The sequence below is a fragment of the Inquilinus sp. CA228 genome (assembly GCF_052078665.1).
GTDB lineage: Bacteria > Pseudomonadota > Alphaproteobacteria > DSM-16000 > Inquilinaceae > Inquilinus.
On sequence record NZ_JBQJIK010000128.1, the window covers coordinates 1 to 14,198 of the forward strand.

Here is a 14,198-nt window from a genome sequence, read left to right on the forward strand (position 1 = left end):
GAGGTCTCGATCCGCACGATCAGGTCCGGATGGGCGGCCTGGAACCGGCCGAGGCGGCGCGCCAGCCAGTTGGCGGCAAGGGTCGGCAGGGTGCTGACCACCAGCGTTCCCCGCGCGCCGCCGCGCGCTGCGGCATAGGCCGCGCCCAGCAGCTCGAAGGCCTGGGTGACCGCCGGCGCGAACTGCCGGCCGAGATCGGTCAGCTCGATCCGGCGAGGCTTGCGCAGGAACAGCGGCGCGCCGATCCGCTCCTCCAGCACCTTGATCTGGTAGCTGACGGCGGCCTGGGTCATGCCCAGCTCCTCGGCCGCCCGGGTGACGCTGCCATGCCGCGCCGCCGCCTCGAAGGCCCGGACGGCGGCCAGCGGCGGTAGCCGGCTGGTCATCGACGCTTCAATCTCCCTTATGCATTCCCATCGCCATTCGATTGGAAAGCAAAGTCGATCCCGGGCCATCCTGCAACGGCCAAGCACGGCAGGAGCGGAGGGCGAACGCGATGATCGGGGCCATTCGAGGATGCAACCGGCGGGACGTCCTGGCGGCCGGGCTTGCCGCGGCGGCCGGGATCGTCCCCCGGCCGGGACACACTGGGGAAGGAAACATCGACATGCACGAGAAGACGGTCCGGGCCGGCGGCGTGGAGATCGCGACCGAGGCCTTCGGCGACCCGGCGCACCCGCCGGTGCTGCTGATCATGGGCGTGATGGCCTCGATGCTGTGGTGGCCGGAGGGCTTCTGCCGGCAGCTGGCGGGCCGCAACCGCTACGTCATCCGCTACGACAACCGCGACACCGGCCTGTCGACCACCTATCCGCCGGGCCAGCCGCCCTACGGCTTCGACGACATGGCCGACGACGCCATCCGGGTGCTCGACGGCTACGGCCTGGGCCGCGCCCATCTCGTCGGCATGTCGCTCGGCGGCATGATCGCGCAATTCGCCGTCCTGGCGCATCCGGACCGGGTCGCCTCGCTGACCGCGGTCAGCACCTCGCCGGTCGGCACCGACACCTCGCATCTGCCGCAAACCACCGCGGCCTATATGGAGCATGCCGCGACCGGCGCGTCGGTCGACTGGACCGACCGGTCGCAGGTGGTCGAGTACGTGGTCAAGGATGCCCGCGCGATCGCCGGCACCGCCCATCCGCATGACGCCGCCGCCGCCCGCCGGCTGATCGAGACCGACTACGACCGGGCGCGCAGCTTCGCCAGCGTCACCAACCATTTCATGCTGCAGGGCGCCGACCAATGGCAGGGCCGGCTGGGCGAGCTTCAGGCTCCGCTCCTGGTCATCCACGGCACGGCCGACCCGATCTTCCCGGTCGAGCACGGCGCCGCGCTCGCCGCCGCCGTGCCGGGTGGCAGGCTGGTGCGGATCGAGGGCGGCGGGCACGAGCTGCACCCGGCCGACTGGGACATTTTCGTGACCGCGATCGCCGCGCACACTGCGGCGTAGGGGCCCTACGCCAGTTTCTCCGCCGCCAGCTCGGCCCACAGCGCCTCCGGGATGTCCTGCCGCAGCAGGGCCAGGTTGCGGTCGACCTCCTCGGCCGACTGGTGGCCGACGACGACGCTGGCCACGGCCGGGTGGCGCAGCGGGAACTGCAGCGCCGCCGCCGGCAGCTTCACGTCGTGGCGGCGGCACACCGCCTCGATCCGCCGGGTCTGCTCCAGCACCTCGGGCGTCGCCGGCTTGTAGTGGTAGCGCGCGCCCTCGACCGCGCCGGTGGCCAGGATGCCGGTGTTGAACGGCGCCGCCACCAGCACCGAGATCCCGCGCTTCAGGCAGTCGTTGAGGAACGGCACCGAATCCTGCTTCAGCAGGGTGTAGCCGCCGGCCAGCATCATGCAGTCGAACGCGCCGGCCTCGGCGAAGCGCTGGCACACCTGCCAGTTGCCCACCCCGACACCGATGGCGCCGACCACGCCCCGGCTGCGCAGCTCCGCCAGCGCCGGGTAGGCGCCGTCCATCGCCTCGGCGAATCGGGCCTCGTAGGCGTCGCCATGCAGGTCGGGGGTGACGTCGTGGATGAAGACGATGTCCAGCCGGTCGCGCTTCAGCTTGGCGAGGCTGCGCTCGACCGACCGCAGGATGCCGTCGCGGGTGTAGTCGAAGCGGTTCTGCCCGTCCTCATTGGTGCGGCCGGCCTTGGTCGACAGCACGTGCTCGCCGCGCGGCCGGTCCGCCAGCGCCGTGCCGAACCGCTCCTCGCTGACCCCGCCGGCATAGAGGGCGGCGGTGTCGAAATGGCGCAGGCCGCGGTCCCAGCAATGGTCGACCAGCGCGGCCACGGCGGCGTCGCCGATCGAGCTGAACAGGCTGCCGCCGCCGATGCCGAGGCGGGACACGCGCAGCGTGGTGCGGCCGACCGGGCGGCGCTCAACGGGATCGAACATGATGCTCCTCGGGGTGGCTCAGGCTGGGCTGATCCCCGATCTTGGCACCATTTCTCGTCCGAGGGTCCAATAGAGATTCCGCCGCGCATGTCCGACACTTCCGTCGGAACGACCATCCGGGTCAACGAACGTCAAAGGGAGAAACGCGATGAGCGAGTCCATACACCCGGTCGTCGACGGCGGCGTGCGCCAAGGGTCCGGCAGCTTCCAGGGCGGCACACTGACCTGTCTGTGCACCGATCGTCCCGTCAAGGTGCGCATCGAGGGCGACGTCGCCCACAACCATGCCTGCGGCTGCACCAAGTGCTGGAAGCCGAAAGGCACGGCCTTCTCGGTCGTCGCCGTGGTGCCGAGCGACAAGGTCAAGGTGCTGGAGAACGGCGACAAGCTGGCGGTGGTCGATCCGAGCGCCCTGATCCAGCGGCACGCCTGCAAGCAATGCGGCGTCCATCTGCACGGGCCGGTCGAGCGCGACCACCCGTTCAAGGGCCTGTCCTTCATCCATCCGGAGCGGTTCGACAACAGCGGCTATGCCGCGCCGACCTTCGCCGCCTTCGTCTCGTCGATCATCGAATCGGGCGTCGACCCGAGCCGCATGGAGGGCGTGCGCGCCCGTCTGACGGAGCTGGGGCTGCCGCCCTATGACTGCCTGTCGCCGGGGCTGATGGACTACGTCGCGACCTGGACCGCGAAGCGCTCCGGCGCCCTGGCGGCCTAGCGATCGGCATCGCGGAGGCCGCCCGACCCGGCGGCCTCCGCGGCGATCGCATCAGCCTTCCCGTTCCATCCGCTCGCGCCGGGCGAGTTCGGCCTCGGTCGGCTCGGCCAGGGCGAAGGATCCGGTCGTCACCTCGCCGGACCGGACATAGCTGCTGATCACCACTCCGGTGGTCGAGGCCTTGCTGTCGACCAGCTTCAGCCCGGCCGGGATGGCGCCGCGGCCGAACAGTCGCTTGCCGGGGCCGAGCACGACCGGGAAGGTCAGCAGCCGGAACTCGTCGATCAGGTCGTGCGCCAGCAGGGTCTGGATCAGGTCGCTGCTGCCCTGCAGCAGCAGGGTCGGGCCGTTGTGCCGCTTCAGCTCGGCCACCGCCTCTGCTGCGTCGCCGCGCAGCGCCACCGAATTCTGCCAGGCCAAAGGCGCGGCCGAGCGGGTGGCGACATACTTGGTCGCCGCGTTGAACGCCTTGCCGATCGGATCGTCCGCCGCGACATGCGGCCAGTGGGCGGCGAAGATCTCATAGGTCTTGCGGCCGAGCAGCAGGTCGAAGGGGGCGCCGAAGGTCTTGTCCATGGCCTGCCCCATGACGTCGTCCCAGTGATGGAACGTCCAGCCGCCCAGCGCGAAGCCGCCGGTCGGGTCCTCCTCCGGCCCGCCCGGGGCCTGCATCACGCCGTCCAGGCTGACGAATGCGGCGGTGACGACCTTTCTCATCTCGCTCTCCAGTCGATGGTGGCGTTTCGCACGCCGGGATCGACCGAAGGACGGTCGGCGAGGCGGCGATCCGACATGCCGCCTCCCGTTCTTCGTCTCTACGGCCAGGCCACCAAGGGCGGCAGCGACATGAGAATGGCCTCGGTGTTGCCGCCGGTCTTCAGCCCGAAGGTGGTGCCGCGGTCGTACAGCAGGTTGAACTCGACATAGCGGCCGCGGCGCTGCAGCTGGTGGGTGCGCTGTTCCTCGGTCCAGGGCCGGTCCATGTGGCGGCGGACGATGCGCGGATAGGTGTCGAGGAAGGCCAGTCCGACATCGCGGGTGAAGCCGAAATCGGCCTCCCAGTCGCCGCTGTCGAGATTGTCGTAGAAGATGCCGCCGACGCCGCGCGGCTCGTCCCGGTGCGGCAGGAAGAAGTACTTGTCGCACCACTCCTTGAAGCGCGGGTAGTAGCCCGGATCGTGCCGGTCGCAGGCGGCCTGCAGCGCGGCGTGGAACTCCGCCGTGTCGGCCTCGTCCGGAACCATCGGCGTCAGGTCGGCGCCGCCGCCGAACCAGCCGATCGAGGTCTCGATCCGCCGCGTGTTCATGTGCACCGCCGGCACCAGCGGGCTCTGCAGATGGGCGACGACGCTGATGCCCGAGGCCCAGAACCGGCCGTCCCCTTCGGCGCCCTTGATCTGCGCCCGGAACGCCTCCGAGAACTCGCCATGCACGGTCGAGATGTTGACGCCGACCTTCTCGAACACCCGGCCGCGCATCGTCGACATCACCCCGCCGCCGCCGCCCGGCCGGTCCCAGGCCCGGCGCTCGAAGCGCCCCGGCGGGCGATCGGAGAGAGGGCCGGCAGCGTCGTCCTCGATCGCCTCGAAGGCGGCGCAGATCCGGTCGCGCAGCGTCGCGAACCAGGCGGCGGCTTCGGCCTTGCGGGCCTCGGTCGGGTCGGGCGGGGTCTGGCTCATGCGGCGGCCTCTGTTGCTGCGCCGGCACCATAGGACGGGCGGCAGGGGCCGGGAATGCCCATCCGCGCCGCAGGGCCCGGGGCGTCAAGGTCGGGGCGTCAGGGCCCGGCGCCGGTCTGCCGAATCGCCTCGCCCAGCACCATCGCCGCCGCGGTCGCGACATTGATCGAGCGCGCCTCCGGCCGCAGCGGAATGACGATGCGGGCATCCGCCGCATCATCCACCGCCTCGGGCACGCCGGCGCTTTCGCGCCCGACCATGATCCGGTCGTCGGCGGCGAAGGCGAAGCCGGTGTAGGGCTGGCTGGCCTTGGTGGTCAGCAGCACCAGCCGCCCGGTATGGGCCGTCTCGGCATAGCGCCGCCAGCTGGTCCAGCGCGTGAGATCCAGGAAATCCGCGTAGTCCATGGCCGCGCGCCGCAGCCGCCGGTCGTCGACCAGGAAGCCGCAGGGCTCGATCAGGTCGACGGCGACGCCGAGCGCGGCGGCCAGCCGCATCATGGTGCCGGCGTTCTGCGGGATGTCGGGTTCGTAGAGGACGAGGCGCATGGGGCCGCGATGCTGCGTCGCTGGGTGGTTCTAGCGAATTGCCAGGGTCGGGATGGCATTGTATAGACCCGAAGCCGCCTCTTACCCGGAATACGGGCCGAAGCCAGCTCGGGAGGCGCGGGGGAAGATAAGGTCGACCAAGAAGGGCCGTTGCAACAATGTCGGATACCACCCTCCAGGGCGCGCCGGGCCCGAGTCATACGCCATCCGGGGATCACGCATCCGGGGAGGGGGGCACTCGTCGCGACTTCCTGTATCTCCTGACCGGCGCGGTGGGCGCGGTCGGTGTCGCCAGCGTCGCCTGGCCCCTGATCGACAGCATGAATCCGTCGAAGGACGTCCTGGCCCTGGCCTCGATCGATGTCGACCTGGCGCCCGCCGCGGTCGGCCAGTCCCTGACCGTGAAGTGGCGCGGCAAGCCGGTGTTCATCCGCCACCGGCCGGAAGACCAGATCAAGGCCGCGGAAGAGGTCCCGCTCAGCCAGCTGCCGGACCCGCAACCCGATTCGGCGCGGGTGCAGAAGGCGGAATGGCTCGTCGTCGTCGGCGTCTGCACCCATCTCGGCTGCATCCCGCTGGGCCAGAATCCGGGCGACAACCGCGGTCCGTTCGGCGGCTGGTTCTGCCCCTGCCACGGGTCGATCTACGACACCTCCGGGCGCATCCGGTCGGGCCCGGCACCGCTGAATCTCGAGGTGCCGACCTACGCCTTCACCGCCGACACCAAGATCAAGATCGGCTGAGCCGCTCGCTCCGGAGACTTGCCATGGCACACTCAGCCCAGCCCTCGACCTTCAAGAACCCGGCGATCCGCTGGGTCGATTCGCGGCTGCCGATCTTCTCGATGATGCACAAGGAGTACGGCGAGTACCCGGCTCCGCGGAACTTCAACTACCTCTGGAACTTCGGCGCCATCGCCGGGATGATGCTGGTGATCATGATCGCCACCGGCCTGTTCCTGTCGATGCAGTACACGCCGCATGTCGATTACGCGTTCCAGTCGGTCGAGCGCATCATGCGCGACGTCAACTACGGCTGGCTGATGCGCTACATCCACGCCAACGGCGCGTCGATGTTCTTCATCGCCGTCTACATCCACATCTTCCGCGGCCTGTACTACGGCTCCTACAAGAGCCCGCGTGAGCTGGTGTGGATCTTCGGCGTGCTGATCTTCCTGCTGATGATGGCCACCGCCTTCATGGGCTATGTGCTGCCCTGGGGCCAGATGAGCTTCTGGGGCGCCACCGTCATCACCAACCTGTTCTCCGCCATCCCGCTGGTCGGCGAGAACATCGTCACCTGGCTGTGGGGCGGCTTCGCGGTCGACAACCCGACGCTGAACCGCTTCTACTCGCTGCACTTCCTGCTGCCCTTCGTGATCCTCGGCGTCGTCGTCATCCATGTCGGCGCCTTCCACGTCACCGGCTCGAACAACCCGTCGGGCATCGACCCGAAGGGGCCGCAGGACACGCTGCCCTTCCACCCGTACTACACGGCCAAGGACAGCTTCGGCATCGCCGTGTTCCTGATCTTCTATGCCTTCATCGTGTTCTTCGCGCCGAACCTGATGGGGCATGCCGACAACTACATCCAGGCCAACCCGCTGCAGACGCCGGCGCATATCGTCCCGGAATGGTACTTCCTGCCGTTCTACGCGATCCTGCGCTCGATCACCTTCAGCCTGTTCGGCATCCCGGCGAAGCTGCTCGGCGTCGTCGCCATGTTCGGCTCCATCGCCATCCTGTTCGTGCTGCCCTGGCTCGACACCAGCCGGGTCCGCAGCGCCCGGTTCCGGCCGATCTACCGCTGGTGCTTCTGGCTGCTGGTCGTCTCGGTGATCGGCCTCGGCTATGCCGGGTCGCAGCCGGCGGAAGGCCTGCCGGTGCTGATCGGCCAGGTCGGCATGGTCTATTACTTCCTGCACTTCCTGGTGATCCTGCCGATCCTGGGCAAGATCGAACGGCCGCTGCCGCTGCCGCGCAGCATCAGCGAATCCGTCCTCGGGCCGTCGGCCGCTACGAATACGGTGAAGGCGTGACCATGCCGCTCCTCGACAAGATCATGCTGCGATCCGCCCTCACCGCCGCGGCCCTGCTGCTGACCCTCGGCGCCAGCCTCCCGGCCGCCCGGGCGGCGGAGGAGGGGGCCGAGCCGCCGGCGCAGAACTGGACCTTCGGCGGCTTCTTCGGCAGCTTCGACCGGGCCTCGGCCCAGCGCGGCTTCCAGGTCTATAAGGAGGTCTGCTCGGCCTGCCACACGATGCACCTGATGTACTACCGCGACCTGACCGGGCTCGGCTTCACCGCGGACGAGGTCAAGGCGATCGCCGCCGAGTACAAGGTCGCCGACACCAACGACGCGGGCGAGCCGGTCGAGCGCACGGCGCTGCCCGCGGACAAGTTCCACAACCCGTTCCCGAACGACAAGGCGGCGGCGGCGGCGAATGGCGGCAAGCTGCCGCCCGACCTGTCGCTGATGGCCAAGGCGCGCGGCGAGGGCGGCGAGACCGACGGCCCGAACTACATCCTCGCCTTCCTCACCGGCTTCCACGACGCGCCGCAAGGCTTCCAGGTGCCGGACGGGCTGACCTACAACGCCTTCTTCCCCGGTCACGTGACGGCGATGCCGAACATGCTGACCGACGGCGCGGTGACCTATACCGACGGCACCAACGCCACGCATCAGCAGATGGCCTGGGACGTCGTCAACTTCCTGATGTGGACGGCCGAGCCGTCGATGGAGGAGCGCAAGCACACCGGCGTCAAGGTGGTGCTGTTCCTGATCATCTTCGCCGGGCTGCTCTACTCGGTGAAGCGCAAGGTCTGGGCCAACGCCCACTGATCCTGCGCGGGATTGGTTCAGACGAGGCGGTGCTTGCACCGCCTCGTGCTATTTTGGGCCGGCGTTTTTCCCGGGAGGCCGCCATGGACCGGACCGAGACCCGACCGCTCGCGCTTCCGCCCGCCATCCGCGGCCTGAACCTGTTCACCACCGACCGCGACCTGCAACGCCGCCTGGCCCGGCGCAGCCCGGACCTGCTGCCGCGCTTCGGCGACCGGCTGGCCGAGTTCGGCGCCTGGGTCGGCGAGGCGGTGGAGGCGCAGGCCGATTACACCAGCCGGCACGCCCCGCCGCGGCTCGAAAGCCATGACGGCGCCGGCGCGCCGGTCGGCCGGGTGGTGCTGAACGCCGAATACCGCGCCTGCCATGCCGACGCCTATCGCCGCGGCGTCATCGGCCTCGCCTTCGGGCCTGAGCGGGCGCCGCATCTGCTGTCCTTCGTCATGGGCGGCGTGCTGTCCCAGGCCGATGTGTCGCTGCACTGCCCGGTGACCCTGACCGGCGCCGTCGCCTGGGCGCTCGACCGGCTGGCGCCGGACCCGGTGCGCAGCCAGTGGTTGCCGCTCCTGACCCGGATGGACGGCCAGGCGCTGTCCGGCGGCACCTGGGCGACCGAGCTGCATGGCGGCACCGACGTCGCCGCCACCACCACGGTGGCGGAGCCGGACGGCGCGGCCTGGCGCCTGACCGGGCTGAAATGGTTCACCAGCAATGCCGGAGCCGGGCTGGCGCTGGCCACCGCCCGGCCGCGCGGCGCGCCCGATGGGGCCCGCGGCCTGGGCTGCTACCTGGTGCCCTCGACGCTGCCGGACGGCACGCCGAACCGCCTCCATGTCCGCCGGCTGAAGGACAAGGTCGGCACCCGCGGCCTCGCCACCGGCGAGACCGTGCTGGACGGCGCCTGGGCGGTCGAGGTGGCGCCGCCGCCGCATGGCCTCAAGGCGATGCTGGAGGCGCTGGAATACAGCCGGGTGCACAACGCCTTCGGTGCCGCCGGCATGCACCGCCGCGCGGTGCTCGAATCGCTGGCCTGGACCAGCCACCGCCGGGTCGGCGGCACCCTCCTGCGCAGCACGCCGATGATGCGCGACGCGCTGCTCGACCTCGCCGCCACCCAGGAGGCCTCGGCCGCACTGGCCTTCGAGGCCGCCGTCGCCTTCGAGGCGCCGGGCGAGGAGCCGGCGGTCGAGGGCTGGCGCCGCGCCGCCGTGGCGCTGGCCAAATACTGGACCGCGGCGCAGGCGACGGCCGCCGCCGCCCAGGCGGTCGAGATCGTCGGCGGCAACGGCTACACCGAGGAATGGCCGACGGCCCGGCTCTACCGCGACGCCCTGGTGACCGCGGTGTGGGAAGGGCCCGCCAATGTCCAGGCGCTGGAGTTCCTGCGCGCCACCATCGGCAAGCTGCCGGGTGACCAGGCCCTGCTCGACCGGATCTCCGGCATCCTCGACTCGGCCCCCGGGGCGCTGCAGCCGATCGCGGCGCGGCTGCGCCCGGTGCTCGACAGCTGCCGCGCCGGCTTCGCCCATCTGCGGGCACGGCCGGAGGACGGGCCTCGCCTGGCCCGCCGGCTGATGCATCCGGCGGCCGAGCTGCTGGCCGCTGCGCTGATGCTGGAGGAGGCGGTGGCCGACCTGGCCGAGGGCGACCGGCGCAAGGCGCTGCTGGCCGGCCGCTTCGCCCTCCGGCTCGACCCGCATTGTGCGGTGGACCTCGCCGAGGATCCGCTGCATGCCCTGTTCGACGACATCATCGGCCATGGACTCTGCCCCGCATGACCCCACTTTCCGTCCCCGCCCATGACCTGCTGGCCTTCTGGTTCGAGGAGTCCGGGAAGGAGCGCTGGTTCTCCGGCGACGCCGGCTTCGACACCGAGATCCGCGCCCGCTTCCTGACCCTGCACGAGGAGGCCGCGTCCGGCCGGCATGACGACTGGGCGGCCTCCCCGCTCGGCGCCGTGGCGCTCTGCATCCTGCTCGACCAGCTCCCGCGCAACCTCTTTCGGGGCACGCCGCGCGCCTTCGCCACCGACCCCAAGGCGCTGGCCGTGGCCAAGGCCGCGGTCGACCAGGGCTTCGACCAGGACCCGGCGCTGACCGACGACCACCGGCTGTTCCTCTATCTGCCCTTCGAGCACAGCGAGGACCTGGCCGACCAGCGGCGCAGCCTGGAGCTGCAGGCCGCTGGGATCGCCGACCAGGGGTATGTCGACTACGCCCGGCGCCATCTCGCGGTGATCGAGCGCTTCGGCCGCTTCCCGCACCGCAACGCCATCCTCGGCCGCGCCAGCACGCCGGACGAGGAAGCGCATCTGGCCGAGCACGGAGGCTTCTGATGGCGGCGATCACCGGGCTCGACCACGTCATCCTGGCCGTGGCGGCGCTGGATGCGGCGCGCGACACCTGGCGCCGCCTCGGCTTCACCGTGACGCCGCGCGGCCGCCACATCGGCTGGGGCACGGCGAACTACTGCATCATGCTGGAGGCCGATTACATCGAGCTGCTCGGCGTGCTCGACCCGGCCCAGTTCGACAACGGGTTGAGCGAACGCCTGGCGCGGGACGGGGAGGGGCTGCTCGGCATTTCCCTCGCGACCCGCTCGGCCGATTCGGCCGCCGCCGCCTTCGACGCCGCGGGGGCGGGCGGAGAGCCGGCGCGCGACCTGGCCCGGTTGCTGGATCTGCCGGAAGGGCCGGTGCAGCCGGCCTTCCGGCTCGCCTTTCCGGCCCGGCGCGACGCCTTCGGCCTGCCGCTCTTCGCCACCGAGCACCGGTCGCCGGAACTGCTGCGCCGGCCGGAGTGGGAGCACCACGCCAACGGCGCCACCGGCATCCTGCGCCTCGACCTGCCGAACCCGCTCGCCGAGCCGGCCCTGGCCGCCTGGGCGGCGCTGGACGGGGCGCGGCAGGAGGGCGATTCGGTCGCGGTCGGCGGCTTCACCCTCGGTGCTGGCGACCAGCCGCTGCTGCACATCGCCACCCGCGACCTCGATGCCTGCGAATCGGCGCTGCGGGCCGGCCATGTCGCCCATGCCCGGCATCCGGGCGAGCTGCGGGTGCCGCCGCTGCCGGGCACCGGCCTGGCGCTGCGCTTCGCCGGCTAGATCCGGGCAGGAGAATAATGCCGAACGGGCTCCGTGCGATCGCTTCGGCGTGATCCGATCCGGCCTCATCCCGCTGTTAACACATTGTTCTCTTGTATTAATCTGCGACCATGTTCATGTTACGTTCTATGGACAAGGCGCAGACCGATCTGGGTTCGGAAGCCCCGGCCGCTCCGGCGGCAGAGGGGGATCTGCGCGTGCTGGCGGAGCTGGTCGAGATCCAGATGTCGATCGCCCGGGCGACGCAGCAGGAGGCACTGCAGGCGCCGGCGTTGGGCGTCGACTATTGCCAGCGGATCGCCACCGTCGCGCGCTCGGTGCGGCTGACCCTGCTGCTCAAGGACAAGCTGTCCCGGCAGGTCGACGAGCGTCGCAAGGCGGCGGCGAAGCGTGAGGCGGCGCAGGAGGACTTTCACGATCTGCGGGTGAAGCTGGCGATGCTGGCGGCGGCCTACGAGGTGTCGGAGGACAATGAGGAGATCAACCGCCGCGTCACCGAGGTGCGCGAGCAGTTGGAGCGGCCGGAGGTGGTCGAGTTGATCGAGGCCAGCCGGGCGCCGGTCGCGGTGGCGGCGTTGTGCCGGCGCTGGGGCTTCCCGGTGCGGGTGGAGCGCTGGCTCGAGATGGCCGACGAGGCCATGGAGCAGCTGGGCTTCATACCGCCGCAGGACGGCGAGGACGACGAGGATCCGCCGGAGCCCCGCTCCGCTGCCTCCGGCCGCAGGCCCAAATCACCGGACACGGGGTGACCGCGTCGATTGGGTTCGCGTTGGCGAACCCAACACCCGGCCGCCATCGCGGCCCCCGATCCTGTTGGGTTCGCGTGCCGCGAACCCAACCTACCAAGCCGGTTCCTTTTGCCTCTCCCGCCTTGCGGGAGAGGTCGGAGGCGCTTGCGCCTCCGGGTGAGGGCCCTTTGTCGAGGTCCCGCTTTCACCCGCCGGCGCCAAGGACGCTCGACATCCCTGCCCGATGCACTGACCGGACCTCACTTCATTCCGCTCTAGCCGTCCACTCGGCGGCCGGTCGAGGCGACCGGCGCCTCCTCGGTCAGCTGCCGGAACTGCCGGTCGATCGCCTCGACCCGGCGTCGGAACTCGGTCCGGTCGCGGCCGGCCAGCGTGGTGCCGGTCGGCAGGTCGACGCTCAGCGGGTTGACCTGGGCGCCGCCGACCAGCACCTCGTAGTGCAGATGCGGCCCGGTCGCCATGCCGCTGGACCCGACATAGCCGATCACCTCGCCCTGCTTGACCCGCGCGCCCTTCTTCAGCCGGGCGAAGCGGCTCATATGGGCATAGGCGGTCGACAGCCGGCCGTTGTGCTGCAGCCGGATGACGCGGCCATAGCCGCGCTGGGTGCCGATCAGCTCCACCGTGCCGTCGCCGGCGGCGTAGATCGGCGTGCCGCTGGGGGCGCCGAAATCGACGCCGCGATGCATCCGGGTGTAGCCCAGGATCGGGTGGCGCCGGGCGCCGAATCGAGAGGTCAGCCGGGCTCCGTCGACCGGAGTGCGCAGCAGCAGCCGGCGCACGCTGGTGCCGTCGCGGTCGTAATAGTCGACCGTGCCGTCGCGGCTCTCGAACCGGTACATGGTCAGGGTCTTGTCGCCGAGATCGAGCCGCGCCATCTCGACCGGCCCCAGCCGGGCGATGCTGCCGTCCGGGCTGTGGTCCTGGCTGAATAGCACGGCGAATCGGTCGCCCGGCTGCAGGTCGCGCTGGAAATCGACCGAATAGGCCCAGGTCTTCAACAGCGACAGCACCACCGCGTCCGGCACCCCGGCCGCGGTCGCGTCGGCATAGAGGCTCGATTCGATCTCGCCGGCGATGCCGACCGGCCGGCTCTCCAGCACCCGCTCGGCCTCGCTGCTGCGGAAATTGCCGTCGGGCGTGCGCCGGGCGGTGACGGTGCGGTCGACCTCCGGCATCAGGCTGACCGCCTTCAGCACGCGTGCGCCGCCGCTGCGGTCGAAGGTCACCGTGATCGGCTGGCCGATTCGCAACCTGGTCGGGTCGTACAGCCCGTCCAGGGCGGCCGCGGCGGCATGGGCTTCGTCCTCGGCGATTCCGGCCTCGGCCAGCAGGCCGGTCAGCGTGTCGCCTTCCGCCACCTCCACGATCCGGCGCTCGCTGCCGCGCGGGGCCTGCGGCCGGCTCAGCCCTTCCGAGATGGCCGCCAGCACCCAATCCGCCGGCTCGTCCGGGGCCGGAAGCAGCGCGTCATAGGCGATCTGGTCGTGCAGTTCCGATCGGAGTGTCGGGGCCGCTGGGCCGGCGGTGGCGGCATCGGCGGGATGCGGGGATTCGGGGAGGATCAGAAAGGCACCGGCCCCGAGACCGGCCAAGGCGAGAATCGACAGGACTCCGAGCGGGACGATTCGCAATGGGTCGGTCTCCGAGGGGCGATGGGGAGGCTGCCCGTTGGGCCGGGGCGCGCCTGAATCTCCGGCCGAACATGCGGGAGCGGGGGAATCAGGTCAACCGGCCCGGCGGCTCCAAATCCTCCCTGGCCCCCTTGCGCGCATACGCGCGAATCTCCATCTAGGGGTGGCCGGATCGGGCGGAAGCGCCCCATCCGGTGGTGTTCGGAGCCTCTCTGCCTTGCGCGGGAAAGCACCTCGCGAGGAGAAAGTGCTGTTCGAAAAATTTTCGTCACAAAGCGTTTGACAGGCTCCGGTGACCCCCCTATAAACCGCCTCACCGACGACGACACGGCGGCGAGCGAAAGCGAAACGGCGGGTCGGACAGGGCAGCAGATGAAAATCTGGTTGCACTAAGAAGTCGGAAGGATTACATCGACGTTTCTGCCCTGGCGGGCCGGCCCGGGAAGGGGGCGGCGCGACGGGGGGATGCGGCTCTGGAGCCAGGAAACTGGTGTGAAGGGCGACGGATCTTGGACAAGTGAGAAGCATTGGAG

General features: G+C 70.4%; 15 protein-coding genes. 9 read left to right on the top strand and 6 right to left on the bottom strand.

Annotated elements, in window-relative coordinates:
- Positions 1-386 (bottom strand): LysR family transcriptional regulator (locus ACTOWL_RS36225; RefSeq protein WP_441326167.1); only part of this gene is annotated, 386 nt, incomplete at its 3' end.
- Between the two features lie 221 nt (positions 387-607).
- Here ACTOWL_RS36225 and ACTOWL_RS36230 point away from each other — a divergent pair.
- Positions 608-1,453 carry an alpha/beta fold hydrolase gene (locus ACTOWL_RS36230; protein WP_441326168.1) on the top strand — a complete coding sequence of 282 codons (846 nt, stop codon included), beginning with the start codon at positions 608-610 and terminating at the stop codon, positions 1,451-1,453.
- A gap of 5 nt (positions 1,454-1,458) precedes the next feature.
- Here the strand turns inward: ACTOWL_RS36230 and ACTOWL_RS36235 are convergent, their stop codons facing one another.
- On the bottom strand, positions 1,459-2,394 hold the full coding sequence (locus tag ACTOWL_RS36235) for an aldo/keto reductase (protein WP_441326169.1): 936 nt from the start codon (positions 2,392-2,394) through the stop codon (positions 1,459-1,461).
- A 148-nt stretch (positions 2,395-2,542) separates the two neighbouring features.
- On the opposite strand from ACTOWL_RS36235, the gene gfa reads away from it, so the two are divergent.
- A complete protein-coding gene (gene gfa, locus ACTOWL_RS36240) occupies positions 2,543-3,112 on the top strand; it encodes an S-(hydroxymethyl)glutathione synthase (protein WP_441326170.1) in 570 nt (189 codons plus the stop codon).
- Between the two features lie 51 nt (positions 3,113-3,163).
- On the opposite strand, the gene ACTOWL_RS36245 is transcribed toward gfa, so the two are convergent.
- The 3 genes from ACTOWL_RS36245 to ACTOWL_RS36255 all read right to left on the bottom strand — a co-directional run bounded on the left by ACTOWL_RS36245 (position 3,164) and on the right by ACTOWL_RS36255 (position 5,339).
- A complete protein-coding gene (locus ACTOWL_RS36245; protein WP_441326171.1) occupies positions 3,164-3,829 on the bottom strand; it encodes a dihydrofolate reductase family protein in 666 nt (221 codons plus the stop codon).
- A 98-nt stretch (positions 3,830-3,927) separates the two neighbouring features.
- Positions 3,928-4,791, bottom strand: a complete 864-nt coding sequence (gene hemF, locus ACTOWL_RS36250) for an oxygen-dependent coproporphyrinogen oxidase (RefSeq protein WP_441326172.1) — start codon at positions 4,789-4,791, stop codon at positions 3,928-3,930.
- 98 nt (positions 4,792-4,889) lie between these two features.
- Positions 4,890-5,339, bottom strand: a complete 450-nt coding sequence (locus ACTOWL_RS36255; RefSeq protein ID WP_441326173.1) for a tRNA (cytidine(34)-2'-O)-methyltransferase — start codon at positions 5,337-5,339, stop codon at positions 4,890-4,892.
- Positions 5,340-5,497: 158 nt separating this feature from the next.
- Here ACTOWL_RS36255 and petA point away from each other — a divergent pair, with 158 nt between their 5' ends.
- The 7 genes from petA to ACTOWL_RS36290 all read left to right on the top strand — a co-directional run bounded on the left by petA (position 5,498) and on the right by ACTOWL_RS36290 (position 12,031).
- A complete protein-coding gene (gene petA, locus ACTOWL_RS36260) occupies positions 5,498-6,082 on the top strand; it encodes a ubiquinol-cytochrome c reductase iron-sulfur subunit (protein WP_441326174.1) in 585 nt (194 codons plus the stop codon).
- Positions 6,083-6,105: 23 nt separating this feature from the next.
- Positions 6,106-7,377, top strand: coding sequence for a cytochrome b (locus tag ACTOWL_RS36265; protein WP_441326175.1), 1,272 nt, complete (start codon positions 6,106-6,108; stop codon positions 7,375-7,377).
- Between the two features lie 2 nt (positions 7,378-7,379).
- Positions 7,380-8,180: a cytochrome c1 gene (locus tag ACTOWL_RS36270; protein WP_441326176.1), complete on the top strand. Its 801-nt coding sequence runs from the start codon at positions 7,380-7,382 to the stop codon at positions 8,178-8,180.
- Positions 8,181-8,263: 83 nt separating this feature from the next.
- Entirely contained in the window at positions 8,264-9,958 is a 1,695-nt protein-coding gene (locus tag ACTOWL_RS36275) for an acyl-CoA dehydrogenase family protein (RefSeq protein WP_441326177.1), read from the top strand.
- Entirely contained in the window at positions 9,955-10,515 is a 561-nt protein-coding gene (locus ACTOWL_RS36280; protein ID WP_441326178.1) for a DUF924 family protein, read from the top strand. The genes ACTOWL_RS36275 and ACTOWL_RS36280 overlap by 4 nt, the downstream gene beginning before the upstream one ends.
- On the top strand, positions 10,515-11,282 hold the full coding sequence (locus tag ACTOWL_RS36285) for a VOC family protein (protein ID WP_441326179.1): 768 nt from the start codon (positions 10,515-10,517) through the stop codon (positions 11,280-11,282). Before ACTOWL_RS36280 ends, ACTOWL_RS36285 begins: the two co-directional genes overlap by 1 nt.
- 116 nt (positions 11,283-11,398) lie before the next feature.
- Positions 11,399-12,031 (top strand): hypothetical protein, encoded by a 633-nt coding sequence (locus ACTOWL_RS36290; protein ID WP_441326180.1) that lies wholly within the window; start codon positions 11,399-11,401, stop codon positions 12,029-12,031.
- 254 nt (positions 12,032-12,285) lie between these two features.
- Here ACTOWL_RS36290 and ACTOWL_RS36295 read toward each other — a convergent pair whose 3' ends face one another.
- A complete protein-coding gene (locus ACTOWL_RS36295) occupies positions 12,286-13,665 on the bottom strand; it encodes a peptidoglycan DD-metalloendopeptidase family protein (protein ID WP_441326181.1) in 1,380 nt (459 codons plus the stop codon).
- Between the last annotated feature and the right edge of the window lie 533 nt (positions 13,666-14,198).

Excerpts from the sequence above, each read along its gene's own strand:
- petA (WP_441326174.1), top strand. The coding sequence starts at position 5,498 with ATGTCGGATACCACCCTCCAGGGCGCGCCGGGCCCGAGTCATACGCCA.
- ACTOWL_RS36275 (WP_441326177.1), top strand. The coding sequence starts at position 8,264 with ATGGACCGGACCGAGACCCGACCGCTCGCGCTTCCGCCCGCCATCCGC.
- hemF (WP_441326172.1), bottom strand. The coding sequence starts at position 4,791 with ATGAGCCAGACCCCGCCCGACCCGACCGAGGCCCGCAAGGCCGAAGCC.
- ACTOWL_RS36290 (WP_441326180.1), top strand. The coding sequence starts at position 11,399 with ATGTTACGTTCTATGGACAAGGCGCAGACCGATCTGGGTTCGGAAGCC.
- gfa (WP_441326170.1), top strand. The coding sequence starts at position 2,543 with ATGAGCGAGTCCATACACCCGGTCGTCGACGGCGGCGTGCGCCAAGGG.
- ACTOWL_RS36265 (WP_441326175.1), top strand. The coding sequence starts at position 6,106 with ATGGCACACTCAGCCCAGCCCTCGACCTTCAAGAACCCGGCGATCCGC.
- ACTOWL_RS36280 (WP_441326178.1), top strand. The coding sequence starts at position 9,955 with ATGACCCCACTTTCCGTCCCCGCCCATGACCTGCTGGCCTTCTGGTTC.
- ACTOWL_RS36230 (WP_441326168.1), top strand. The coding sequence starts at position 608 with ATGCACGAGAAGACGGTCCGGGCCGGCGGCGTGGAGATCGCGACCGAG.
- ACTOWL_RS36255 (WP_441326173.1), bottom strand. The coding sequence starts at position 5,339 with ATGCGCCTCGTCCTCTACGAACCCGACATCCCGCAGAACGCCGGCACC.
- ACTOWL_RS36235 (WP_441326169.1), bottom strand. The coding sequence starts at position 2,394 with ATGTTCGATCCCGTTGAGCGCCGCCCGGTCGGCCGCACCACGCTGCGC.
- ACTOWL_RS36285 (WP_441326179.1), top strand. The coding sequence starts at position 10,515 with ATGGCGGCGATCACCGGGCTCGACCACGTCATCCTGGCCGTGGCGGCG.
- ACTOWL_RS36270 (WP_441326176.1), top strand. The coding sequence starts at position 7,380 with ATGCCGCTCCTCGACAAGATCATGCTGCGATCCGCCCTCACCGCCGCG.
- ACTOWL_RS36245 (WP_441326171.1), bottom strand. The coding sequence starts at position 3,829 with ATGAGAAAGGTCGTCACCGCCGCATTCGTCAGCCTGGACGGCGTGATG.